Here is a 23,574-nt window from a genome sequence, read left to right as displayed (position 1 = left end):
CAGGTGCTAATGCACGACGGGTTGAGCGTGCAACTGGCCGATCAAAGTGACCAGCGACTTGGCCAAACGCCCTTTGGACTCGGCGAGCGCGTCGAGCCCGCTGTCGGCGACCGCGCTGTTCATCGTCTGATACGCGAGCAGTCCGCGGCGGGTCGGGAACACCAGGACCCGGCGCCGGTCGACCTCGTCGACCTTGCGGTGCACGAGGTTGTCGGAAATCATGCCGTCGATCAGGCGGGTGAGGCTGGCACCGGTCAGCAGGGTGGCCTCGGCCAGGTGCGACATCGGGTGGCCGGCACCGTCTGCCACCGTCGACAGGACGTGCCAGCGCGCGACCGAGGCTTCACCGAGACAGGTCGCGATGGCCCGGTCGAGTTCCTGTGACGCCCGGCGCACGAGTCGCGCCAACTCCTCCAGCGCGGCGGGGGCGGTGCTATCGTCCACCGGAGCACTATATCCAACGCCGCGCAGTAAATATTCAAGTGGAAATATACGGTGGTGATTCCGTTGCCGCTCTCGGGTTTTCGTCGCGCCACGGTGGACATCGCGCTCGTGGTGCCGCTCAGCGGACCGGCGGGGATGTTCGGCCCCTCGTGTGAGGCCTGCGCCGGCCTCGCCGTCGCCGATCTCAATGCCATGGGCGGCATTCTCGATCGCCCGGTGCGGCTGCATCCGGTGGACGCGGGCGCACCGCTGCCGGTGCTCGCCGCGACGATCGATCGCATGGTCGGCGCCGGGCTGGTCGACGGCGTCGTCGGCTGGCATCTGTCCAACGCGCGCAAGGTGATAACGCCCCAGACCGCGGGCCGGGTGCCCTATGTCTATACGACGTTCTACGAGGGCGGCGAGGACTCCGACGGCGTCTACATGGTGGGCGAAACGCCGGAGCAGCAGCTGTTTCCGGCGCTGCGCTGGCTGCGCGCCGAGTACGGCATCCGCCGCTGGTGCGTGATCGGCAACGATTACGTCTGGCCGCGCGAAACCGCCAGGGCTGCCAGGGAATTCGCCGCGACCACCGATATCGGCATCGTCGGCGAGACCTTCGTGCCGTTGGGCGGGCGGGACTTTCGCCACGCCCTGGCCCTGGTCCGCAGCTCGCCCGCGCAGGGCGTGCTGCTGTTCATGGTCGGCGCGGACTGCGCGGCGTTCAATCGCGCCTTCGCCAAGGCCGGGCTAGACGACGGCCGGGTGCGGCTGAGCATGATGATCGGCGAAGACGTGCTGTACGCCGGCGGCGCCGGCAGCACCCGCGGATTGTTCACCGCCAGTGGCTATTTCGAGAGTGTGGTGTCCTCGGCCGGGATGGATTTCGGGGCCCGCTATCTCCAGGAGTTCGGGCCCGCCGCGCCCGCGCTGAACAACATCGGCGAATCCTGCTACGAGGGCCTGCTGCTGTTCGCGTCGCTGGCCGAATCCGCGCGCAGTCTCGATCTGCGCGCCATCGAACGCCACGCGCCCCGGGTGAGCTACGGCGGGCCGCGCGGCGAGGTGCGGGTGCGCGGCGCGCACACCACCCAACCGGTCTATCTGGCCGATGCCGATGCGCTCGAATTCAGCGTGCGGGCCGAGTTGAGCTCGTCGAACTCGTAACACGAACTTCACGACGCGGTTTCGCTGCGGCGACCTCGCGGCCTTTGTATCGTCGTCATACGAAACATATTCATATGAAAATAAAGAGGTACCCGTGCCCCTGTATCGGTTCCACTGCCGGGCGTGCGGCGGCTTCGACCGCGCCTTCGCCATGGCCGACGTCCCCGCCGCCGCGTCCTGCCCGGCCTGCGCCGCGGACAGCAAACGACAGTTCGGCGGCGGCGCGCTGATCCGCCCCGGCGCGGCGGCGACGCGGCTGCTCGACGCCACCCGACGCACCGCCGCCGAACCCGCCGTCGTCGCGGCGCCACCCCCGCGCCGATCGGCACCCGTGAGCCGAAACCCCTTGCATCGCCAGCTACCCCGCCCCTGACCTCGAAGGACGAGACTGTGCCCGAACTGCTGTTTCCGCTCGACTCCACCAAACGGTTCACCGATCAGAAGCTCGTCGGCCACAACCGATGGCACCCCGACATCCCCGCCGCGGTGACGGTCAAACCGGGCGACGAGTTCCGGGTACACGTGCGCGAATGGTTCGACGGGGCCATCCACAACGACGACTCCGCCGAGGACGTCCTGAACGCGCCGCTCAGTACCGTGCACTGCCTGTCCGGGCCGTTCGCGATCGAAGGCGCCCAGCCCGGCGATCTGCTGATCGTGGACATCCTGGATATCGGCCCTATCCCCCAAGAGGATTCGGGGCCGCTGGCCGGGCAGGGCTGGGGTTACACCGGCATCTTTCCCACCGACAACGGCGGCGGCTTCCTGACCGAGCACTTCCCCGACGCCTACAAGGCGATCTGGGATTTCAGCGGGCAGACCACCACGTCACGGCACATCCCCGGGGTGAAGTTCACCGGCATGACCCATCCCGGCCTGATGGGCACCGCCCCGTCGGCCGCGCTGCTGGCGAAATGGAATGCCCGCGAGGGCGCGTTGATCGCCACCGACCCGCAGCGGGTACCGCCGCTCGCGCTACCGCCGGAACCGCGCGACGCCATCCTGGGCAGCCTCACCGGCGCCGAGTTCGATCGCGCCGCGGCCGAGGCCGCGCGCACCGCGCCGCCGCGCGAGAACGGCGGCAACCAGGACATCAAGAACTTCACCCGGGGCAGCAGGGTGTTCTATCCGGTGTTCGTGGACGGCGCTCACCTCTCGGTCGGCGACCTGCACTTCTCCCAGGGCGACGGCGAGATCACCTTCTGTGGCGCCATCGAGATGGGCGGTTTCATCGATCTACGCGTCGATCTCATCAAGAACGGCATGGAGCTCTACGGCGTGGCCGAGAACGCCATTTTCGTGCCGGGCAATTCGGGGCCCACCTACTCGGAGTACCTCGCCTTCTCCGGCACCTCGGTCACCCTCGGCGGGGAGCAGCGTTATCTGGACGCGCAGTTGTCCTTCGAACGGGCCTGCCTGCACGCCATCGACTACCTCACGAAGTTCGGCTACACGCCGGAGCAGGCCTACCTGCTGCTCGGCGCGGCGCCCATCGAGGGTCGCTTCTCCGGTGTTGTCGACATCCCCAATTCGTGCGCCACGGTGTACATCCCGACCGCGATCTTCGACTTCCCGGTACTGCCCTCGGCCTCGGGTCCGACCCGGATCGACCCGGGCGCCGGAGCGCCGCACGCCACCCGCTGAGCTGGCCGGATACGCTGAGCCGGTTGCGTTTCAGATTGCCGCGCAACCGGCCTTGCGGACCGACCGGCTCGCTCGTTGCCGAAGCATTGCGGAAGTCCGCGCGCTCGCGCGGACGATAGTGGTCATCTGTCAAGTTATCGATTACGGTCCTGCAACGATAACGCGGTGGTTCAATCGAACTGCGTGTGCTCTGAAGTAGCTAGTGCTAGCGAAAGGAGTTTCATGGATCTGACCATCGCCGAACGGATCCAACTGCGCGTCGACAGCTTTCACTCGGACCGAATCGCCGGTCGCTGGGGCGGGCGGCACATACTGCACAGCCGAAGTCCCAGATATGGCGATATCGTGCTGCGCAGCAACGACTATCTGGCGCTCACCGGCGACCCCCGCATCGCGCACGCGATCCGGACCGCGCTGCGCTCCGCGCCCACCTGCGGCGCCACCCCGAGCGTCTTCCTGCACGGCGCGCACCCGCAGGTGGTGCTCGAGCGAGCGCTCGCCGAACATCTCCGGGCGCCCGCGGGCGTGCTCTGCCAATCCGGCTGGGACGCGAGCGTCGGCCTGCTGCAAGCGATCTCGGACGCCGAAACACCGGTCTACATCGATCAGTTCGCGAATATGTCGCTGTGGCACGGCGCGCGGGTCACCGGATCGCCGACCTATTCGTTCCGGCACAACTTCCCCGGACACCTGCGCGAGCTGATTCGCGCGCACGGGCCGGGGATCATCGCGGTGGACGCCGTCTACGGCAGCAACGGCAGCCGCTGCCCGCTGACCCAGTTCTGCGAGATCGCCGACGAGACCGACAGCGTGCTGATCGTCGACGAATCACACGCGGCGGGCACCGACGGGCCCGCGGGCGCGGGCATGGTCGCCGCGCTCGGCCTCACCGACCGGGTGCCGTACCGAATCATCAGCCTGTCCAAGGCTTTTGCCGGGCGGGCCGGTTTCGTCGCCGCGAACAACCCCGACTTCGTCGACTACTTCAAGATGGAGTCGCATCCCTCGATGTTCTCCTCGACCCTGCTACCGCACGAAATCGCCGGGCTGGCAGCGACACTCGAGGTGATCCGGCTGGACAACTGGCGACGGCAGCGACTACGCGAACTCGCCACCACGATCCGGCGGGCGCTGACCGCACTCGAATTCGACCTGGAAGGCTCGGCGAGCCATATCGTCGCGCTGCAGGCCGGACCCGATCTGCGTGGTGCCGCGATCCGCGACTTCCTGGAGTCCCGGGGCATTTTCGCCGCGCTGCTGTGCCCACCGGCCACCTCCCGCGATCGCACGCTGGTACGGCTCTGCCTGCATGCGGGGCTCACCGATGCGCAGGTCGATCGAATCATGGCGGCCTGCGCCGATGTCCGCACCCACTTCGGCGCTACGCCGCCCATGGACTCCCGGCCGATCCCGACTGCGGCGGTGGGATCGACCGGTCGTCCATGACGTCCGCCGGGCGGGGCGGCTAACCGACGGCCAGGACGGTGCCCGCGCCGACGGTGCGCCCGCCCTCGCGGATCGCGAAGCCGAGGCCCGGCTCGAGCGGAACCGGACGACCCAGGCGGACGGTCAGTTCGACCGTCTCCCCGGGCATCGCCAGCCGCACGTCGCCGGGCAGCGACACGTCACCGACCACGTCACCGGTGCGGATGTAGAACTGCGGGCGGTAACCGGTGCCGATCGGCGTGCGCCGACCGCCCTCCGCCGCACCGAGCAGGTAGACGCGTGCGGTGAAGCCGGTGTGCCCGGTCACGCTGCCCGGCTCGGCGACGACGTGACCGCGCCGGACCTGGTCGCGCTGGACCCCGCGCAGCAGCAAGGCGACGTTGTCGCCCGCCTCCGCGTAATCCATGGTGCGACCGAAGGTTTCGACGCCGGTGACGACCGAGGTGAGTTCGTCGCCGAACCCCGCCACCGCCACCCGGTCGCCCAGGCGCACCCGGCCGCGCTCCACCGCACCGGTGACGACCGTGCCTCGACCGGTGATGGTGAGGACGTTCTCCACCGGCAGCAGGAAGGGCGCGTCGGTGTAGCGGAACGGTATCGGCACATACGTGTCGATCGCGTCCAGCAGTTCGACCAGCGCCGCGGTCCACCGCTCGTCGCCGTTCAGCGCCCGCAGCCCCGACACCCGCACGACCGGCGCCTCGGCGCCCGGATAGCCCTGGGCCGTGAGCAGCTCACGGACCTCCAGCTCGATCAGGTCGAGCAGTTCGGGGTCACCCGCGTCGGCCTTGTTCAGGGCGACGACCACGTGCTCGACGCCGACCTGCCGGGCCAGCAGCACGTGCTCGGCGGTCTGCGGCATCACGCCGTCTAGTGCGGAGACCACCAGGATCGCACCGTCCAGCTGGGACGCACCCGTGATCATGTTCTTCACGAAGTCCGCGTGCCCCGGCATGTCGATGTGCGCGTAATGCCTTGTGGCCGTCTCGTATTCGACGTGCGCGATATTGATGGTGATGCCGCGCTGCGCCTCCTCGGGCGCCCGGTCGATCCGGTCGAACGGCACGAAACTGCCGCCGCCGCGCTCGGCGAGCACCTTGGTGATCGCCGCGGTGAGTGTGGTCTTGCCGTGGTCGACATGGCCCATGGTGCCGATGTTGAGGTGCGGCTTGGTGCGGACGTAAGCCTTCTTGGACATGTTCTTTCCTGGTTTCCCTGGCGGGCACGAGCGAATGTGCCCGACGGTGTCGAGCGGGACCTCTGCGGCGGGGCGACCTTCCCCGTCCGAGGTCCCGGGACATCCCGGGGAAGGTCAGCTTCGCGCGCCGTCGAACTGCGCGGCAACCAGTGCCGACGCCGCCAGGACAGCAGCCATCGCGCCCGCGACTGCGGACGATGCGGCGATGGCGTAGCTGAACATGCCGAAAACGATAAATGCCGGAGGTTCTCGACCGCGACCGAATTTCGGCCGGTGCGTGCCGATAAAAGAATCCGGCCCCCGAGAACTCTCGGGGACCGGATCGGTTCAGTCGGCTGACTACGGCTTCGGGCAGCCGGCGCCGCCGGGGCAGTACGGGCCGCCCGCGCTGCCGGTGGCCAGCAGCTTGGCGATGCCCTCGACCAGCGCAGCGGAACCGGTCCCCGAACCGGAGGAGGCGGGCGGCGTGGTGGTGCCGGCGCCCTGGATATCGGCGACCTCAGCCGCGGCCAGGCCCGAGCCGGCCAGCACGATGGAAGCCGCGGTGACACACAGGAGCCCGAACGTACGGATCTTCTTCAAGAACTTCCCCTTCATAGGTGATCGACACGTCCTTCGCTGTCGACCCGATAGAAATACCATGCGCAGAGGGCGGGAAATGCCCCAGTTGGACGGCCGCCCAGATTGGTGTTAGCCAAAGGGTTGCAATGCGATCGGATACTTACCCGGGAAAGTCCGACCCAGGCGGTGGGCCGCGATATACCGGTCGCCCATCCGTTCACCGGACGTTGGCCGTGGGGACATTCGATAGCAGCAGTGGCAAATTTGTCGCTAACACGAGACATGGGTCACAAGGCTCGCGCGTAACGGAACGCTCGACGAACCGGAGACAGTGCGTGCGGTGGTCCACAGCCGAATATCTCGGGCGCGGCGGGCTATGCCTCAACCGGGATGAAAGGCCCGCTGTGCGAGCATCCACCACGGTTTCCAGCACAGGCGTCGATAAGCCACTGAACTGGCGCCTACCCGGACTGCGGGATCACCCAAGCGAACGCCTCGGCTTTTGAACGTGCGCCCTCGGCGGTGCGCGATCGGTTCGGCTCGCCCAGCTCGCTCAACAATCCCTCGGCCAATTCCACCAGGGCCGCGAGCGTCGGCGGAGTGAACCATTCGGGGCGGGTGGCGAAGAGGATATCCTCGGTGGAGGTATTGCCGCTCGCGCCCGGAGCAAATGGGCAGCCACCCAGGCCGCCGAGCGAACCGTCGACCATTGTGGCACCCGCGCGCACCGCGGCCAACGTATTCGCGACACCCATTCCCCAGGTGTCGTGGCCGTGGAAGACGATGCGGCGCTGCGGGGTTCGCGCGCGCACCGCGGAAATCAAGGCGGCCACCTCGGCCGGACCGGCCTGACCTAGGGTATCGGCGATCACGATATCCGCAGCGCCGGCCGTGCGCGGATCGGCGGCGATGGCCAGCACCCGCTCGGGATCGACCGGGCCGTCGAACGGGCAGGTGAAGCTGGTTGCCAGGCAGAGCTGGATCGAGCCGCCGACCGACTCGGCGAGGCGCACCGCGTCCGGCATGGCCGCGACACTGTCCTCGGTGGTGCGGCCGATATTGGCTTTGTTGTGCGCGTCGGAGACCGAGAAGCAGTACTGGAAGTTACGTACTCCCGCCGCGGCCGCCTTCTCCACGTGCCGCGGCGTCGCCACCCACACCCAACAGCGTTGCAGCTCTTCGGGAGTCAGCGCGGCCACCAACTCCATGGTGTTCGCCATCGGCGGCACCAGGTCGGGTCGCGCCATGGAGCCGATCTCCAGTTCCGGCACGCCGAGCGCGAGCAGCCGCCGGACCACCTCCACCTTGCGCTGCACCGGCAACACCTTGCCGGTGAGCTGCAGGCCGTCGCGCAACGTCACGTCCCGCAGCAGCGCGGCGGTCATCGCTCGTCTCGTTCCTGCCGCGGCGCGCACATCACGCCGCCCCAAGGCTTTTCGTGCCCGCCCGCCGGATTCGGATGCACCGTCGGGCGGGTGAAGCCCGGCGAACGCAGATCACCCGGACCGCGCCCCGGCGGCCGCCTGCGACCTTTCCTCATGAGGCCTCCAGGGCGTCGATCTCGGCATCGCTCATCCCGAGCAGCCCGGACAGCACCTCACGGGTGTGCTCGCCGAGGTCGGGGCCGACGTTGCGGATGGGCAGCGATTGCTCGCCGATCACCGGGACGATGCCGGTGAACCCGACCGTCTTCGGTTCCGGCGCACCGACATCCACCGAAAAGGGCTGAATCATGTTGCGGGCCTTGTACTGTTCGTCGGCGACGATATCCGCCGCGGTGTAGATGGGGCCGCACGGAATGCCGGCGGCCTCCAGTGATTTCAGCGCGTCGGCGCGCGTGTGCCGACTGGTCCAGGCGGAGATCGCGGCGTCGAGCCGTTCATGGTGGCGCCAGCGGCCCGCGTTGTCCTGCAATTCCGGGTCGGCCGCCAGGTCCGGTCTGTCGATCACCTGCATATAGCGCTGGAAGATGGCGTCGCCGTTGCCGCCGATGATGATGCTGACGCCGTCGCTGCACGGGTAGGCGTTGCTGGGCGCGATGCCCTCCACCAGACCGCCGACGCGCTCACGCTGGATACCGTACGCCAGATAGTCGGGAACCAGCGATTCCATCATGGACAGGATCGTTTCGTTCAGCGCGACGTCGATGATCCGCTCCCGCAACGGGATCGGCGTCGCCGCCGCGGACACCCGTTCCCGCTGGAACAGCGCCATCACCGTGCCGAACGCGGCGTACACCCCGGCGATCGAGTCGCCGATGGACACGCCCGTGCGCACCGGCGGCCGATCCGGTTCCCCCATCAGCTCGCGTAATCCGCCGACCGCCTCGGCGACCGCGGCGAAACCGGGACGAGACGCGTGCGGGCCGGTCTGCCCGTAGCCGGAGATCCTGGTGATCACCAGGTTCGGGTTGATCCGGTCGAGGACCTCCGGGCCGAGCCCCCACTTCTCCAGCATGCCGGGACGAAAATTCTCCAGCAGCACATCGGAGCGGCGCAGCAGCTCCAGCACCACGTTCCGCCCGGCCTCGCTGCGCAGATCCAGCGTGATCGACTTCTTGTTCCGGTTCACCGTGCGATACAGCATCGACGTGTCGCCGCCGTAGAGCCGCCAGTTCCGCAGCTCGTCGCCGGCCTTGGGCCGCTCCACCTTGATCACCTCCGCGCCGAAATCGCCGAGGATCCGCCCGGCGGTCGGCGCGGCAATGTAATTGCCCAGCTCCAGGACGCGAACCCCATCCAACGGCCGAATACTCATCGCACCAGTATGAAGGTCCCCTACGACACCGCTCAGCTCGCCGGGGCCCTAGGGGTAAAGCGTTCCGGTGCTGCCTTGCCGCGAAGCGCGGACGGTTGCCGCCGGGCGTGCTCGACGGCCGGCGGGGCCGAGCACGAGTCTGCGGACCGATCCGGCAGCCGGCGAAGTCACGGCCGGCAGCCCGACCACCACCTCGTAGCACTGCGGTACAGCTCCACAGCCGCCCGCGTCCGCGACGGTCAGGGTGTGCGCGACGGTCCAGGTCTGCGTGGATGACTTTGCGCGATGGTGCGGCCGGTACCGATCAGGAGGCGAGGCGGGTGGGTTGGTCGAGTACGGAGTAGTGCTCGGCATTTCCGGCGATGATCTTGCTAGGGGTGCCGTCCACGGCTACCGGGATATCGCCGGCCAGGGTGATGCGGGTGAGTTTGCGGGGCTGGTCGTCGTAGTCGTCGACGGCGTAGTGCTGGGTGGCGCGGTTGTCCCAGATCGCGACGTCACCGGGCGCCCAGTTCCAGCGCGCGGTGTTCTCCAGGCGCGTGACACGATCCTGGAAGAGCCGGAACAGGGCCTGCGATTCGCCGGTGGACAGGCCGACGAAATGCTTGACGAAATGACCGAGCAGCAGCGCGCGCTCACCGGTCTCCGGATGCACCCGGACCACCGGGTGTTCGGTCTCGTAGTGGCTGGATTCGAACTCGGCCCGGTATGCCTGGGTGTTCGGGCGCAGGGGTTCCACGTTGCGGGCCGCGTAGTCGTAGACATTCGTGTGCACCGCGCGCAGGCTCTCCGCGAGCCGCTGCAACGGTTCCGGCAGCGACTCGTAAGCCGCGACCGTCGACGCCCACGTGGTCGAACCGCCGTAGGTCGGCAGGTGCACCGCCCGCAGGATCGACGCCTTCGGGATGCGGTCGACGAACGTCACGTCGGTATGCCAGCTGTTGGCGCGACCGTGCTCGGAGTCGATCGCCAAACTCTTGACGCCGTGCGAGGTGACCGTGGGGTGCGGCGTCGTCGGGCTGCCGAGCAGTTGCGCGAACTCGTACTGCCCGTCCTCGTCCAGGTGGTCCTGTCCGCGAAAGAAGATCACCTTGTGCGCCAACAGCGCTCGCCGGATCGCCGCGACGGTCGTCGCATCGAGATCACCCCCGAGCCGGACATTGTCGACCCGAGCGCCGATACGTGCGCCGAGTTTCGTCACCGCGACAGTGGAATGGGCAGATGCAACCGTCATGGAAATCAGCACACCACCCACCCTCGCCGCCGACCACCCTTTCCGTCGCCCTGATCCCAACCCACCCAAAACCCGTGCGGGAACCCAAAACCCGTGCGAGAACTCAGAACCAGTGCGCGAGCCGGTCTGCCGCGCGAGGCAAACTCACGAAGCGCATCGGGTCATCCGATGCACCCCTTCTCGGGCGTCGGACTCAGGCACCCACGACGGCGCTTGCCACGAAACCTGTTGGGGGCAAGCGTCAGCGCCCCGCGTGCCAGCGCACACCCACTGCGCCGCAAGCGCGAACGCAGCCCCGTACTACCCCACGTGCTCGCGCAGGTAGGCCAGGTCCTCGGCTACGCCGTCACCCGGGGTTTCCAGGATGATCGGGGCGTCCGCCGTTTTGCAGACTTCGGCGAGCAGTTGCGGGTCGATGGTGCCGTCGGCGAAGTTGGCGTGCCGGTCGGCGCCGGAATTGAATTCGTCGCGGGAGGAGTTGAGGTGTACCAGGTCGATGCGGCCGGTGATCGCCCTGATCCGTTCGACGATGCCGACGAGGTCTTCACCCCCGGCCCAGGCATGACAGGTGTCCAGGCAGAACCCGGCGCCGTAATCGCCTACGGCGTCCCACAATCGGGCGATCGAATCGAAATGCCGTGCCATGGCGTGATTGCCGCCCGCGGTGTTCTCGATCAGGATCGGCACGGCGAAGCCGCCCTTGTCCTGCTGGCGTTCGAACAGCTTGCGCCAGTTGTCGATACCGGTGTCGAGTTCGGCGTCGGAGCGCACATGACCGCCGTGCACGACGAGACCGAGGGCGCCGAGTTCGGCGGCGGCCTTGGCCTGCTGGGCGACGGCATTGCGCGACGGCATGCGCAGCCGGTTGTTCAGGCTCGCCACATTGATCTGATAGGACGAGTGCACCACCACGTCGATCGGGCTGGCCACGATCTCTTCGGTGCGTGGGTGGGGTGTGGGCTTGTCCCAGCTCTGCGGATCGACGACGAACATCTGGATGACATCGGCGCCGAGTTTCTCACCGAAGCCGATCGGGTCGCTGTCGAGCCGGACGTGTGCTCCAATGCGCATAGGGGCCAGCTTAACGACCACCCCCGACAGCAATCCGCGGATGCGCAGACCCGGTCTGTTGCATCACCGAGCCCCCGCGAGATACATCGGTAGTATCCGCGCGCTCGACCCGACCAGGGGGTGCACACCCGTGTTGCAGACTGGCGAAGTCTTCGCCGGCTATGTCATCAGACGCGTCCTCGGCCAAGGCGGCATGGGCACCGTCTACCTGGCACAGCATCCGCGGCTACCTCGGCTGACCGCGCTCAAACTGTTGAAACGCGAGCTGTACACCGAGCTGGAGATCCGGCGTCGGTTCGAGCGCGAAGCCGACCTCGCGGCCGGGCTCGACCACCCGAACATCGTCACGGTGTTCGACCGCGGGGCGCAGGATCAGCAGCTGTGGATCTCCATGCAGTACGTGCCGGGTGCGGACGCTTCCTGCGCCGACGTGAACGTACTCGAGCCGGGACGCGCCGTGCAGATCGTCGGTGACACCGCGAACGCCTTGGATTTCGCGCACGCCAATCGGGTGCTGCACCGCGACGTGAAACCCGCCAACATCCTGCTGGCCAAGGCGCCGATCGGACAGCACGAACGGGTGCTGCTCACCGATTTCGGGATCGCGAGCGTGCGCGGCAGTGACACCACGCTGAGCTCGTCGGGTTCGATCACCGCGACGCTGGCGTTCGGCGCGCCGGAACAGCTGATCGGCCGGCCGCTCGACGACCGCGCCGATCAATATTCGCTCGCGTGCACGCTGTTCTGGATGCTCACCGGCGCGCCGCCCTACCCCGGCGCCAACCCGGCCGCGGTCGTGCACAGCCACCTGCACGCGCCGGTGCCCACGCTGAGCCGCATCCGTCCAGGCCTGCCGCCCGCCCTCGACCGGGTTCTCGCCCGCGCCCTCGCCAAACACCCCGCCGACCGCTACCCAAGCTGCGCCGAATTCGCCGCCGCAGCCAAGCACGCCCTCGCCGTCGGGCCGCACCACCAGCCGCCCTACCCGCACTACGCACCCCGGCCCCCCGCGACGCGCCCGGAGCCTCGGCACACCGCAGCATTGCCGACTCCACTACATCACCCACCGCAACACATCGCGCCCACCCGGCAACAGCCCATGCACGCGGACCGGACCGCGGGCGCACCGCCGACCGGGCCGCCGTCGCCGCGAGCCACGCAGCCGCCGCAACCCGCACCGCACCCGCAACCCGCACCGCACCCGCAATCCGCCCGGCAAAACCCACAGTCGCCGCCGCAGGGCCCACCGCCGCAACCTCCGGCGACGACGCCGATTGCCGAGACGTCCGGGGAGCGCGCCGATCGCGCACCGGGCGAACGGCCGCCGGACGGACAGTCCGGGAACGGCGCCTCGGCGGCGAGCGCGCCGCGGGCGCCGAGATCGTTTCCCCCGCAGCCGTTTCCGCCGCCGCGACGGCCGGTTCGGCGCGGGACGATCGAGCTGCCCGACCTGCCGCGGCGGCCCGGTTCGGCGGGCCGCACCCAGGCTCCGCCACCGGAATCACGGCCCCCACCGATAGCGATTGGCTATCGAATATCGCTGGCGCCGACCGGCTTTCGCCGCAAAGCCGACGGTCCTGCGACAACTGCTATGGTTTCGATGTTTTCCGTGGTCCGGCCAGTGCCTGATCGCGCGTACTTATGCTGTACGCCTGTTCGCCGGTGGGTCCCGGCGCGCGGCGGGAAGTGGAGCAGACATGCTGGCCAGCGGTGACGTCTTCGCCGGCTATGTCATCGATCGGCAACTGGGTCGCGGTGGCATGGGTTCGGTCTACCTGGCGAAACACCCTCGGCTACCGCGGATGACCGCGTTGAAGTTGCTGAACCGGGAGATGTTCTTCGACAAGGAGGTGCGGGCGCGGTTCGAACGGGAGGCGGATCTGGTCGCCCAGCTCGATCACCCGAACATCGTCACGGTGTACGACCGCGGCCTCGAGGACGAGCAGCTGTGGATCTCGATGCAGTTCATCGACGGTATCGACGCCGCGTCGGTGCAACCGCAGGCCCTGCCGCCGCAGCGCGCCGTGCAGATCATCAAGGAAACCGCCGACGCGCTGGACTACGCGCACGGCATCGGCGTCCTGCACCGCGATGTGAAACCGGCGAACATCCTGCTGGCCCGCTCCGGCGGCGGCCGCGGCGAACGCGTCTATCTCACCGACTTCGGTATCGCCCGGTTCCGGGACGACACCGGACACCTGACGCAGACCGGCACCTTCACCGCCACGCTGGCCTACGCCTCCCCCGAACAGCTCACCGGGGCGTCGCTGGATCACCGCTCCGATCAGTACTCGCTGGCGTGCTCGCTGTTCTGGCTGTTCACCGGGTCGGGCCCGTTCGCCGCGACCAATCCGGCGGCCGTCATCCAGGGTCATCTGCAAGGCACGGCACCCGCTTTGAGCACCCACCGGCAGGGTCTGCCGTACGCCTTGGACGGTGTGCTGGCCAAGGCGATGGCCAAGCGCCCGGACGACCGGTTTCCCACCTGTGCCGATTTCGCGGCCGCCGCCAAGCAGGCACTGAACGCGCCGAGCGCGCCGTCCATGCCGCTGGCCGGCGGACCGCGCCCGTACACCGCTGCGCCGATCCCGATGAGCGGCCCGCGTCCGTCGACCGCCCCGCCGATCCCGGTGACCGGCCCCCCTCCGTCGACCGCCCCGCCGATCCCGGTGACCGGCCAGCCGTACCAGCACCCGCACGCCCCGCAGACCAGCGGCCCGAATCATCTTGCGGGCCAAGCCTTCCCGCAGCCCACGGCGCCGATGGACCGTCCGCAGGGCACGGGGCCCAATCCGCAACCGACCGCGCCGTATCAGGGTTCGCAGCCCGGATACAACTTCACCCCGCCGCCCGGACCGCCGATGGGGATCGCCGGGCGGCCGCCCGCGGGCCCACCGCGCAAGAAGTCCAATGCCGGTCTGATCATCGGCATCAGTGTGGGTGTGGTGGTGCTGATCCTGGTAGTACTCGGCATCATCGGCGCGGTCACCGACGACGGTTCCACCGCGGACACCACGACGACCAGTGCGACGAAACCCGGCACCGTAGTCGACGCGACGGCGGAGTCGATCAGCGCCGAGTTCCCGCGCATGGTGCCCGCGTCCAAGACCGAAGAGGTCGGCTACAACGGCGCGAAATGCTGGGAGACCGACACCAGCTACACCCCGTCGCCCGGTGCGGGCGATCCGGACTTCGGCGCGTGGGCCTGGCAGTGGCGCTGCTACGGCGGCGGCACCAACTCCGACCCGCTCTACCGGATCTATGTCTACAACTCCGCGGCCGACGCGCAGGCGGTGCTCTCGAAGCTGCCCTCGAACACCAAGGCGATGGACTCCAACGGTGGCCAGTCCTATACCAACTACAAATTCGACGAGAGCGGCCCCAAGATCGTCACCGCCTTCACCGGCGACCCGGATCGCGCGCAGTACCTGATGTTCACCGATGGTTCCGGAACCATCGATGAGGTCCTGCGCTGGTGGCGCTCGGCGCCGCTGAACTGAGCCGTGCCGCGCACCGGTCGCCCGACCACCACCCCTGATCGAATCGCTACGCGATGCTAGAAACATTCGCCGGGTACACCATCGAACGCCTGCTCGGCCGGGGCGGCATGGGATCGGTGTACCTGGCCCGGCATCCCCGCCTGCCACGTTTGACGGCGATGAAGCTGCTGAACCCGGAGATGTTCCACGACAAGGAGATCCGTACCCGCTTCGAGCGCGAGGCGGACCTGGTCGCCCGGCTGGACCATCCGAACATCGTGACCGTCTACGACCGTGGCGTCGAGGACGAGCAGCTGTGGATCTCGATGCAGTACATCGACGGCACCGACGCCGCCGCAGTGGACGCCGCCACGCTGACGCCGGAGCGCGCGGTGCAGATCATCGCCGAGACCGCGAAGGCGCTCGACTACGCGCACAGCCGCGGCGTGTTGCACCGAGATGTGAAGCCCGCCAACATCTTGCTGGAGGGCACCGGCGGCGGGCAGGACCGGGTGTTCCTCACCGATTTCGGGATCGCGCGCTTCCGCGACGACACCGGGCGGCTCACCCAGACCGGAACGTTCACCGCCACACTGGCTTACGCGTCGCCCGAGCAGCTGTCCGGAGCGCTGCTCGATCACCGCTCGGACCAATATTCGCTGGCCTGCACGCTGTTTCGGCTGCTGACCGGCACCGTGCCGTTCGATGCCGCCAATCCGGTCGCCGTGATCCAGGGGCACTTGCAGGCGCCGCCGCCGCCGGTCAGCCGGTTCCGTCCCGGCCTGCCACCGGCGTTGGACGCGGTGCTGGCGCGAGCGATGGCCAAGCGCGCCGAGGATCGGTTCGGCTCGTGCACTGACTTCGCCGCGGCCGCTGGGCACGCACTCACCCGACCCGCCCCGAGCCGGCCACAACCACAACTGTTCTCGCGGCCCCAGCCCGTCCCGCAATCGCAGGCATTCGCGCAGGCCCCACAGGCGCACGCGCAGCACCGACCGCACACACAACCCCGTCAGCTGATGGGCAACCACGGCACCGCCCCGAACCGTCGCTCGCGTTCGCTCGGGATGGGCCTGGGCCTGCTCTTGGCGCTCGGCTTGATCGCCACGATCGCCGTGGTCGCGCTGCGCGACAACGGATCACCGGGAACCGCGGCCCCCACCACGGTCACTCCGGCGGGCACCACGTCGACGCCCGAACCGCCCGCGCCCCCGACCCGGCCGGGCACCGCCCCGCCCACCACTGCCCCGCCCACCACTGCCGACAGAGCGGCGATCGGCGCATACGCCGCTACGCTCAGCGATGCCTTCCCCGGCATGCTGCCCAAAACCACCGCCACGCAGCTGGTGCATTCCGGAACCGGTTACAACAAGGCGGGCTGCTTCGCCTCGGATCCCACCGCGGAGCCCGCGGACGACGAAGACCCGCCGCTGGGCGACTGGCTGGTGAAGTGGCGCTGCTTCGGCGGCCCGAACAAAGCCATCTTCTCCTTCTTTCTTTATGCCTCACCGGCCGAGGCTCGCGCCGCGCTCGACGGCCTGCCCGCGAACGAGCGCAGCACGGGCGTCAATCACGGTCGCGAGTTCACCAATTACACGTTGCCGCACAGCAGCGGCAAGCGCCCGCGCATGGTCACCGATTTCACCGCGGACCCGCAGCGCGCCTCGATGCTGATGTACTGCACCGGTTTCATCGCCACCGACGCCGAATTCATGGACTGGTGGGCCCGCGCGCCGTTGATCTGAACTTGCGTCAGCCGAAGGTGTAGTGCACGAATTCGTGGGTGGGATGGAAGCCGATCGCCTGGTAGATCTTGCCGGCGGTGCGGTTGGCGACGTCGGCGAACAGGCATACGTCGAGTCCGTCCGCGCGCAGGTCTTGCGCGAGGCCGGCGGTGACAGCGCTCGCGTAGCCGCGACCGCGTAGCGCGGACGGTGTATAGACCAGGCCGATGCGCGACCACTTGTACACCGGAATCTGGTGGGCGGCAAGACTTACCGGCTGTCCGTCACGTTCCCAGAACCAGAGCTGACCGGCCCCGACGCGACGGCGGATGGTGTCGGATTCGGTGGGCCGCCAGGTCATGCCCCCGTCGGCGTACATCGCCTCGGCCCACTCCAGGCACAGCTCGGCGTCGGACTCGGTGGCCCGGCGCAGCGCTCCCGGCACGTCGGGCACACGCAGCACTCCGAGCCGATAGAGCCGGGCGCGATAGGACTCATGGAAGCCGACGTCGAAGCGGGCGCTCCAGCGCTCGGCGAACTCGGTCGCGTCGCCGAGGAGTCCTTCCACTCCCGCGGCTTCCGGCTCGACCTCGGCCAGCGCGTCGGCCACCTCGCCCGCGCCCTTGTGCGGCAGCTCGCCCAGATAGACGTCGCGGTCCTGGACTCGCATGGCCACCCCGGCCACCGCGCCGTCGTCGGCGTGTAAGGAAAGGAATCTCGGCGTGCTCGTGCCGGATGCGAGACCGGCGATATGGCCGGCGACGCTCGACGTGATCACGGTGTGCCGCAGCGGATCACGGAGCAGGAACGATTCGGTGCGTGCGCGGAACTCGGCCGCGTCCGTGGTGATCTCGATCCGCATAGCTCACCACGGTAGGCGCCTAAAGCGTTGGGCGCCCGTATTTTTCGATGACCAGCAAGTTACCGCTCGGCGACCGACCGCCCGGTCGCCCGGCGGCTCGGTCGCGGCGGCGCGGGTGTCAGTCGTCTTCGGCGGCAACCGGTTGCGCGACCACCGATTCGATGTCGCCGCCACCGGCACGGAGTTTGAGCAGGACCAGCCCTGCGGTGCACGCGAGAATCAATCCGGCGACGGTGATTTCGACGTGTAGGCCGGCGATGCCGAGGATTGCCCCGACGAGTCCGCCGACGAAGATGAACCAGGCGACCGCCCGCGAAACAATCGTGGACAGCGAGCGCGCTGGCTTGTCCGACACGAGATGCTGCGGAGTAGCCGACACCGCATCCTTGGCGGCTGCGGACGACTCCCGCTGCGACGTTGTCGAGTAAGCTCCCATCATCTACTCCTCGATGACGCCGATCAGAGAACCAATGCCGCGTTCATCACACAACGCTTCTCTCATCTGGGTACAGGCGTCTCACGCGTAACTTTGCTCACACGCTACGACCACAGCGGGCCACAGGACAGCGACACGTGCCCACGACACGCCGAAGTGACCATTTCGATATCTGAATGAGGACCGTTTACACGCGCCCCGCCGGCGCATTGTCAGCGACCGCTTCGCCTGGCCGGGCCGTGCCCGCTCGAGTAAGGTGAGGCCCACTCGAACCGCATCAGGAGTGTCACCGATGGAGCGCAGCAGGACCAAGATCGCAGGTCCGGCGATTGCCGTAGGAGCGGTTTCTCTCGGACTCGTCCTCATCGGCGCCTGCGGAGTCGGCAAGCAGGACACCTATGTCGCGCCGCCGCCGTTGCAGTCGGACCCCAACGTGGTCGCGGCCGCCGCGCAGCACGAAGGCCCGAGCGTGACCGCGCCGAAGATTTCGATCCCGCCCTCGCCGACCTGGCAGATCGCGCCGTATCAGGCCCCGCACGCGACGCCGTTCACCGGATTCGCCACCACGACCACCGGCGAACCCACCCCGGAGGATCCGAGCCACCCCGCCCGCGAAGGCGCGTCGAGCACCAGCTCGGCCGAGGAGCCGTCCGAAACCCCCACCACCCGCCCGACCAGACCGGCCACCACGACCAGCCCCCGGCCGACCACGACGACGGAAGAGCCGGAGCCGACGACCACCCGGCCGCGCCCGAGCGGCAACCCGTCCTCCGAGCATTCGCACGACGAATCGACCGGCCTGCCCGACGGCGAGTGAGCAACGCGTGCGGTGGTGCGTGGATCACGCACCACCGCACGGGTTCACAGCTCGGGCTGCGAGTACTCGCCGACCTTGTCGCTCAGCACCCGCAGGTGCTCCAGCGCGCCGCCGAGCGTGCGTTCGATCGCGGTCAGCCGGGCGACGTAGTGGCCCACCGGGTATTCGGCGGTGACGCCGATGCCACCGTGCATCTGGATCGCCTCCTGCCCGATGTGCCGCGCCGAGCGGCTCACCTGCAGTCGCGCCCGCGACGCCACGTGCGGATCGCTCTGTCCGTCGGCGAGCGCGGCGGTGGCGTAGAGGCTGATGCTGCGGGCCAGCTCCAGCGACACGTACATGTTCGCCGCGCGCTGGGTGAGCGTCTGGAACTTCGACAGCGTGACCCCGAACTGCTTGCGCTGCTTGAGGTAGTCGGTGGTGAGCCGTAACGCCTCTTCCATCGCGCCCACCGATTCCGCGCACAGGCTCGCCTGCGCCTGCACGGTCACGGTGCGGATCGCCTCCGCCGCGTCCCCTGTGCCGAGCAGTTCGGCGGGCGTCTGGACGAACTCGAGCTGCGCGGCCCGCTGGCCGTCCACCGTGCGGTAGGACTTGCGGGTCACCCCGGTCGCACCGGCGTCGGCCAGGAACAACCCGGTTTCGCCGCCGGGCAGCAGCGCGCTGACCACCAGCTCGTCCGCACTGTCACCGTGCGCGACCGGATTCTTGACACCGGTGAGCGTGTACGAATCGCCCTGTGCCGCAGCGGCGGTGGTGAGCTCGGTGGCGGGCCAGCGGACGCCGGGCTCGGCATGGGCGAAGGCGAGCAGTTTGTTGCCCGCCGCGACCTCCGGCAGTACCCGCTGCCGCTGTTCGGCGCTGCCCGCGAGGGTGATCAAGCCGCCCGGCACCAGCACGGCGTCCAGGATCGGCTCCGGTGCGAGCCTGCGGCCCACCTCCTCGAGCACCACCATGGTCTCCACCGGGCCGGCCCCGACACCGCCGTCCTCCTCGCTGAAACTCAGTCCGAGCACGCCGAGTTCGGCCAGCTGACGCCACACCTCGCGGCTCCAGCCGAGCTCGGTGTCGGTGACCTTCAGCCTGGTCTCCGGATCGTAGTTGCGGGCGAGCAGGTCGCGGACCGTGTCCCGCAGCATGCCCTGTTCATCGGTGAGATCGAAATCCATGGCGGCGCCTCACAATCCGAGGATCGTGGAGGCGATGATGGTGCGCTGCACCTCGCTGGAGCCTCCGTAGATGGTTGTCTTGCGGTAGTTCAGGTAGCCGGGGCCGCTGCGCTGCGCCCAACCGGGCGAAGCGATCTCGTCCGCGTCGACCGGCAGGGCGTCCGGGCCCGCGATGTCGAGCAGCAGCTCGGTGGCGGCCTGCTGTAACTCCGAGCCACGCAGCTTCAGCACCGACGAGGCCGGATTCGGCTTGCCCTCCGACGAATTCGAGACCACGCGCAGCTGGGTGAGCTCCAGGGCGAGCAGCTCGTTCTCCAGTTCGGCGACCCGGGCCGCGAACAGCGGATCTTCCAGCAGGGTGCCGCTGCCCGACTTGGTCTGCGCCGCATATTCTTTCGCGACGCCGATCTTCACCTTGGTGCGACCGACGCCGGTGATGCCGGTGCGCTCGTTGCCGAGCAGGAACTTGGCGTAGGTCCAGCCCATGTTCTCCTCGCCGACCAGCTGGTCGGCCGGTACCCGGACGTTCTCGAAGAACACCTCGTTCACCTCGTAGCCGCCGTCGATCAGCTTGATCGGGCGGATCGTGACCCCGGGCGATTTCACGTCGAAGAGCAGGAACGAGATGCCCGCCTGCTTCTTCGGGGCGTTCGGGTCGGTGCGCACCAGGCAGAAGATCCAGTCCGCGTACTGCGCGAGCGTGGTCCAGATCTTCTGGCCGTTGACGATGTAAGAGTCGCCGTCACGCACCGCGGTGGTGCGCAGCGAGGCCAGATCCGAGCCCGCGTCGGGTTCGGAGAAGCCTTGGCACCACCAGATGTCCAGGGCCGCGGTGGCGGGCAGGAAGCGCTGCTTGAGCTCCTGCGAACCGAAGTGCGCGATCACCGGACCGACCATCTGCGCGTTGAAGGTCAGCGGGTCCGGCACCGAGGCGAGCTGCATCTCGTCCTGCCAGATGTGGCGCTGCATCGGGGTCCAGTCCTTGCCGCCCCATTCGACCGGCCAGTTCGGCACCGCGAGACCGTGCTCGTTGAGAATCTTGTGCGAGCGGACGATGTCGTCGCGGGACAGTTCGCGCCCGTACTTGAACCGTTCGCGGATTTCGGCGGGGATCTCGGTGCGGTAGAAGTTTCGCAGTTCGTCGCGGAAGGCGACCTCGTCTGGGGACAGGCTTATTTTCATACGCAGCTCCGTCTGTGTCTCGTACGTCCGAGTCCAAACTACCCCTCGGTAATACTCGACTGTCGAGTGGATCACAGTGCCGGGACACGCGCGGCCACCTCCGGCTTTGCCGCCAACCCGTTACGCCGGGCGCCACGCGAGCAGGTGAACAGCGGTGCTACCTGGGCGATATTTCCGACGAACTGGTACGTTGCTGCACGTGGGTTGGGGACCCCTGAGCCTTGGGTATCGAGGAGAACGAGTGAACGGCAGGACCATCACACGCGCCGCCGCGGCCGTGACCACTCTCGGCATCGGCGCCGCGCTCACCCTCGGCGGCCCGGCCGCCGCCGAACCCGAACCGACGCCACTCGACGCCGGACTCACCCACCTCACCGAGACCGCGGGTCCCGATCCGGCCGTGCAGGCCGGGGTCGGCGCGCTCACCCAGTACACCAAGCTCGTCGACGTGGCCGCACTGCGCCACATCACCAGCGCGTTCACCCCGTTCGCCTATGCCGCACCGACTTTCGGCTGCGGCAGCCTCGGCCCGATCACCACGATCATCGCGGCCGCGAGCACCGACGGCGTCGGCAACAGCCAGGACCTCAATGTCGCGCCGGGCACGCTGCGCTTCAGCGCCACCCCCGCGCATTCGGGCATCCCGCTGGCCTCCGGGCTCGTCGTGGCCTGGGTGAACATCAACAACGGCGCCAGCGGCATCGATCCCCTCGACGACCTGACCGAGTACGGGCTGCCCTCGCTGTCCAAGACCGTGCGCAGCGGCCCCGGCACCGTCATCGCCTCGATGTGGGGCATCATCGACTACCCGGGTGCGCACTGCGTGATGACGCCGACCGTCGGCACGTTCATGGTGCCCGATCAGCCGGCGAGCCATCCGGCCAATCCGGCCGACACGAACGCACCCGGCGTGGTTGCCCCCGGCCCGAACGGCACCGTGACGGGCCCGGCACCCGAGCCCGCACCGACCACCGCGCAGCAGCCCGCACCCGCGCCGCTGCCCGCCGCCCGGCGCCGGAACCCGCGCCCGCGCCCGCACCGGCCCCCGCTCCCGTCGCACCGACCACCCCGGCCCCGCCCGCAGGCACCTCGGTGCACGGGGAGTTCAGCAAGCCGGCGACGGGCAACTGATCCACCCGACCTACCGCACCTTCGCGAAGAATGCGCGGATGTCGGCCGTGTGCATCTCCGGAAGTTCCATCGCCACAAAGTGATTGCCGGTATTGCCGGACGGCCAGTGCGCGATGACGTTGTCGCGCTCGGCAAGTCGCCGCATCAACGCCGACCCGCCGCCGTACACCCCGGTCGGCACCGCCTTCTGCCCCTTGGGCCAAGCGAATCCGTCCTCGCCCAGGCCGTTGTACATCGGCCAGGACGACGTGGCCGCGGTGTTGGTGAACCAGTAGATACTGACGTTGGTCAGCAGGTGATCGCGCTCTATGACGTCCTCCGCGAGGTCGGCGAGCGGAGTGAACTCATTGAACTTGTGCATCAGCCAGGACAGTAGACCAACCGGGGAATCGGTCCACGCGTGCGCGAAGGTCTGCGGCGCCACGTTCAGTAGTTCGTGGTGATTCACCCCGGTCATCCACTGCTGCATCAGGTCCCACTCGGCGCGCTCGTCGGGCGTCATGGTCGGCACGTCGGCCGCGGTCGGCATGCCGATACCGCCGTCGAGGTGCACGCCGATCACCCGGTCCGGCGCCGCGATGGCCAGTTCGGGCGCGACGTACGCGCCGAGATCGCCGCCCTGTGCGCCGAATCGGTGATAGCCCAGTCGATCCATCAGCACGAGCCACATCTGCGCCACCCGTTGTGGCGTCATGCCGATTTCCACCGGCGCATCCGAGAAGGCGAAGCCCGGCACCGACGGGACCACGACGTGGAACGCCTGCGCCGGATCGAGGCCGTGCTTGCGCGGATCGGCGAGCAGGTCGATGGTCTTGCTGAATTCGACGAACGAATTGGGCCAGCCGTGGGTCAGGATCAGCGGCACCGCGTCCGGCTCTGGCGAGCGCACGTGCACGAAATGCACGTCGAGCCCGTCGATCTCGGTGACGAACTGCGGAAACTCGTTCAGCGCCGCTTCCTGTGCGCGCCAGTCGAATTCGGTCCGCCAGTATTCGGCGAGCTCCCGCAGATAGTCGACGGGCACGCCGCGCTGCCAGCCCGCGCCGGGCAGCTGGGCCGACCAGCGGGCCCGGCTCAGCCGGTCGCGCAGGTCGTCGAGTTCGGCCTGCGAGATCTCGATGCGGAACGGGCGGACGGCGATGTTGTCGGTCATGGCGGGGCTCCTTGCCTGTTGTGCGAACTGAAAACAACGGTATGAGCCATCTAGGACCATTCATGTCCTAGTTATCTGGAATTCTGGAATTCATGAACGACACCCCGCCGCTGTTGCGTC

At 68.4% G+C, this 23,574-nt stretch carries 21 protein-coding genes; 8 read left to right on the top strand and 13 right to left on the bottom strand.

Annotated features, from left to right (window positions below; translation table 11 throughout):
- Positions 1-6: 6 nt before the first annotated feature.
- Entirely contained in the window at positions 7-444 is a 438-nt protein-coding gene (locus NBRGI_RS35155) for a MarR family winged helix-turn-helix transcriptional regulator (RefSeq protein WP_029901482.1), read from the bottom strand.
- Positions 445-495: 51 nt separating this feature from the next.
- Between NBRGI_RS35155 and NBRGI_RS35150 the strand changes: the two genes are divergently transcribed.
- The 4 genes from NBRGI_RS35150 to cqsA all read left to right on the top strand — a co-directional run bounded on the left by NBRGI_RS35150 (position 496) and on the right by cqsA (position 4,680).
- Positions 496-1,590 carry a substrate-binding domain-containing protein gene (locus NBRGI_RS35150; RefSeq protein ID WP_029901481.1) on the top strand — a complete coding sequence of 365 codons (1,095 nt, stop codon included), beginning with the start codon at positions 496-498 and terminating at the stop codon, positions 1,588-1,590.
- A 94-nt stretch (positions 1,591-1,684) separates the two neighbouring features.
- Entirely contained in the window at positions 1,685-1,963 is a 279-nt protein-coding gene (locus tag NBRGI_RS35145) for an FmdB family zinc ribbon protein (RefSeq protein ID WP_029901480.1), read from the top strand.
- Between the two features lie 17 nt (positions 1,964-1,980).
- On the top strand, positions 1,981-3,234 hold the full coding sequence (gene fmdA / locus NBRGI_RS35140; RefSeq protein WP_029901479.1) for a formamidase: 1,254 nt from the start codon (positions 1,981-1,983) through the stop codon (positions 3,232-3,234).
- 222 nt (positions 3,235-3,456) lie between these two features.
- The gene (gene cqsA, locus NBRGI_RS35135; protein WP_051728267.1) at positions 3,457-4,680 is read left to right on the top strand and encodes an alpha-hydroxyketone-type quorum-sensing autoinducer synthase; all 1,224 of its coding nucleotides are present in this window, start codon (positions 3,457-3,459) and stop codon (positions 4,678-4,680) included.
- 19 nt (positions 4,681-4,699) lie between these two features.
- Here the strand turns inward: cqsA and tuf are convergent, their stop codons facing one another.
- The 6 genes from tuf to NBRGI_RS35100 all read right to left on the bottom strand — a co-directional run bounded on the left by tuf (position 4,700) and on the right by NBRGI_RS35100 (position 11,501).
- Complete coding sequence (gene tuf, locus NBRGI_RS35130) at positions 4,700-5,878, bottom strand: elongation factor Tu (RefSeq protein ID WP_029901477.1); 1,179 nt, start codon at positions 5,876-5,878, stop codon at positions 4,700-4,702.
- Positions 5,879-6,217: 339 nt separating this feature from the next.
- Positions 6,218-6,460: a hypothetical protein gene (locus tag NBRGI_RS35120; RefSeq protein ID WP_148311075.1), complete on the bottom strand. Its 243-nt coding sequence runs from the start codon at positions 6,458-6,460 to the stop codon at positions 6,218-6,220.
- Between the two features lie 440 nt (positions 6,461-6,900).
- On the bottom strand, positions 6,901-7,824 hold the full coding sequence (locus NBRGI_RS35115) for a hydroxymethylglutaryl-CoA lyase (RefSeq protein ID WP_029901475.1): 924 nt from the start codon (positions 7,822-7,824) through the stop codon (positions 6,901-6,903).
- A gap of 151 nt (positions 7,825-7,975) precedes the next feature.
- On the bottom strand, positions 7,976-9,196 hold the full coding sequence (locus NBRGI_RS35110; RefSeq protein ID WP_029901474.1) for a CaiB/BaiF CoA transferase family protein: 1,221 nt from the start codon (positions 9,194-9,196) through the stop codon (positions 7,976-7,978).
- A 304-nt stretch (positions 9,197-9,500) separates the two neighbouring features.
- The gene (locus tag NBRGI_RS35105) at positions 9,501-10,430 is read right to left on the bottom strand and encodes a TauD/TfdA dioxygenase family protein (protein WP_029901473.1); all 930 of its coding nucleotides are present in this window, start codon (positions 10,428-10,430) and stop codon (positions 9,501-9,503) included.
- 300 nt (positions 10,431-10,730) lie between these two features.
- Positions 10,731-11,501: a deoxyribonuclease IV gene (locus tag NBRGI_RS35100; protein WP_029901472.1), complete on the bottom strand. Its 771-nt coding sequence runs from the start codon at positions 11,499-11,501 to the stop codon at positions 10,731-10,733.
- A 130-nt stretch (positions 11,502-11,631) separates the two neighbouring features.
- Here NBRGI_RS35100 and NBRGI_RS45690 point away from each other — a divergent pair, with 130 nt between their 5' ends.
- The 3 genes from NBRGI_RS45690 to NBRGI_RS35085 are packed head-to-tail and all read left to right on the top strand — an operon-like array spanning position 11,632 to position 16,725.
- Positions 11,632-13,215: a serine/threonine-protein kinase gene (locus tag NBRGI_RS45690; protein ID WP_051728266.1), complete on the top strand. Its 1,584-nt coding sequence runs from the start codon at positions 11,632-11,634 to the stop codon at positions 13,213-13,215.
- A complete protein-coding gene (locus NBRGI_RS35090) occupies positions 13,199-15,001 on the top strand; it encodes a serine/threonine-protein kinase (protein WP_029901470.1) in 1,803 nt (600 codons plus the stop codon). Before NBRGI_RS45690 ends, NBRGI_RS35090 begins: the two co-directional genes overlap by 17 nt.
- Before the next feature lie 53 nt (positions 15,002-15,054).
- Positions 15,055-16,725: a serine/threonine-protein kinase gene (locus NBRGI_RS35085; protein ID WP_029901469.1), complete on the top strand. Its 1,671-nt coding sequence runs from the start codon at positions 15,055-15,057 to the stop codon at positions 16,723-16,725.
- A 7-nt stretch (positions 16,726-16,732) separates the two neighbouring features.
- Here NBRGI_RS35085 and NBRGI_RS45685 read toward each other — a convergent pair whose 3' ends face one another.
- Positions 16,733-17,566 (bottom strand): GNAT family N-acetyltransferase, encoded by an 834-nt coding sequence (locus tag NBRGI_RS45685; protein WP_051728265.1) that lies wholly within the window; start codon positions 17,564-17,566, stop codon positions 16,733-16,735.
- Between the two features lie 118 nt (positions 17,567-17,684).
- Positions 17,685-18,002 carry a hypothetical protein gene (locus tag NBRGI_RS49395; RefSeq protein WP_235211207.1) on the bottom strand — a complete coding sequence of 106 codons (318 nt, stop codon included), beginning with the start codon at positions 18,000-18,002 and terminating at the stop codon, positions 17,685-17,687.
- Positions 18,003-18,294: 292 nt separating this feature from the next.
- On the opposite strand from NBRGI_RS49395, the gene NBRGI_RS45680 reads away from it, so the two are divergent.
- A complete protein-coding gene (locus tag NBRGI_RS45680; RefSeq protein ID WP_051728264.1) occupies positions 18,295-18,819 on the top strand; it encodes a hypothetical protein in 525 nt (174 codons plus the stop codon).
- Between the two features lie 44 nt (positions 18,820-18,863).
- On the opposite strand, the gene NBRGI_RS35065 is transcribed toward NBRGI_RS45680, so the two are convergent.
- From NBRGI_RS35065 to NBRGI_RS35050, 4 genes are all read right to left on the bottom strand, one after another.
- Positions 18,864-19,988 carry an acyl-CoA dehydrogenase family protein gene (locus NBRGI_RS35065; protein WP_029901466.1) on the bottom strand — a complete coding sequence of 375 codons (1,125 nt, stop codon included), beginning with the start codon at positions 19,986-19,988 and terminating at the stop codon, positions 18,864-18,866.
- Positions 19,989-19,997: 9 nt separating this feature from the next.
- The gene (locus NBRGI_RS35060; RefSeq protein ID WP_029901465.1) at positions 19,998-21,170 is read right to left on the bottom strand and encodes an acyl-CoA dehydrogenase family protein; all 1,173 of its coding nucleotides are present in this window, start codon (positions 21,168-21,170) and stop codon (positions 19,998-20,000) included.
- A gap of 492 nt (positions 21,171-21,662) precedes the next feature.
- Positions 21,663-21,971: a hypothetical protein gene (locus tag NBRGI_RS47795; protein ID WP_082031885.1), complete on the bottom strand. Its 309-nt coding sequence runs from the start codon at positions 21,969-21,971 to the stop codon at positions 21,663-21,665.
- Between the two features lie 340 nt (positions 21,972-22,311).
- Entirely contained in the window at positions 22,312-23,454 is a 1,143-nt protein-coding gene (locus tag NBRGI_RS35050; protein ID WP_029901463.1) for an epoxide hydrolase family protein, read from the bottom strand.
- Positions 23,455-23,574 lie beyond the last annotated feature (120 nt).

This window comes from Nocardia brasiliensis IFM 10847, from assembly GCF_000710915.1.
GTDB classification, from domain to species: domain Bacteria; phylum Actinomycetota; class Actinomycetes; order Mycobacteriales; family Mycobacteriaceae; genus Nocardia; species Nocardia brasiliensis_A.
Note: the sequence above shows the minus strand (reverse complement) of the source record. Positions and strands in the feature narration are given on the sequence as shown.